Genomic DNA, 803 nt, shown 5'->3' on the forward strand with positions numbered 1-803 from the left:
GACGAGACCCTCGGGGATCGTCGTCGCGGTGCAGCACCCGGGGCAGGTCGAATCCGGCGGCGAACGCCTCGGCGCTCGCGTGGGCCGCCACGACCGCGGGCGCGGCGTGCGGGCGGAGCACCTTGAGGAAGCTGCGGCCGTCGGCCGCCCGGATCACGGCGCGCCGTCGCGGGCGGTGGACCACGACCGCTCCCTCGCGGCGGGCGTGCGCGAGGGCGGGGAGGCGGCGGTCGGTCCCCGCGGGCAGCAGCTCGACTCCGCGGTCGGCGCTCCAGTGGCCGCCGCGGACATCGGCGGACCCCTCGGCGGACGCCTCGAGATCGGCGCCGTCGGGAGCGGGCCACGCGCGCGAGACGGTCCACGTCACTCCGTCCTCGATCACCGCGGCGGGCACACCGCTCAGCACGCGAGCACCTCCTCGGCGCGGGCGACGGCGGCCTCGACGCTCTCGCGCCAGTCCGGCCGGGCGGTGCGGAAGGGCTCGACGGCGCGCAGCAGCAGGCTCGAGGCGGTGCGGCGGCGGAGGGCCTCGGGGTCGACCACTCCCCCGGCGCGGCGGTAGGCGTCGAGCAGCGCGGGGCCGAGGGCGGATCCGCGGGGCTCGGCGGCGAGGAGGCCGCCGAGGTCGCGCTCGGGCTCGTCGATCCGGACGCGGTCGAAGTCGATCAGGCGGACGCCGTCGCCGACGAGGACCTGGTCGGCCGAGAAGTCGCCGTGCACGACGCAGCGGCGCGGCCCGTCCGCTCCTCCGAGCGCCGCGGCGAGGCGCTCGAGGCGCGCGGCGAGGGCGGGGACGAGGTCGG

General features: G+C 79.2%; 1 protein-coding gene and 1 pseudogene. Both read right to left on the minus strand.

Going from position 1 to position 803, the window contains the following annotated elements:
* Window positions 1-406: pseudogene (locus B0T42_RS18930) on the minus strand (hypothetical protein); the annotation flags it as partial.
* Window positions 400-803, minus strand: a 404-nt coding sequence (locus B0T42_RS18935) for a phosphotransferase family protein (protein WP_158078201.1), incomplete at its 5' end; no start/stop codon positions are given. The gene B0T42_RS18935 and the pseudogene B0T42_RS18930, both read right to left, overlap by 7 nt.

Origin of the sequence: Rathayibacter rhapontici (assembly GCF_001995175.1) — a bacterium.
Classification (GTDB): Bacteria; Actinomycetota; Actinomycetes; order Actinomycetales; family Microbacteriaceae; genus Rathayibacter.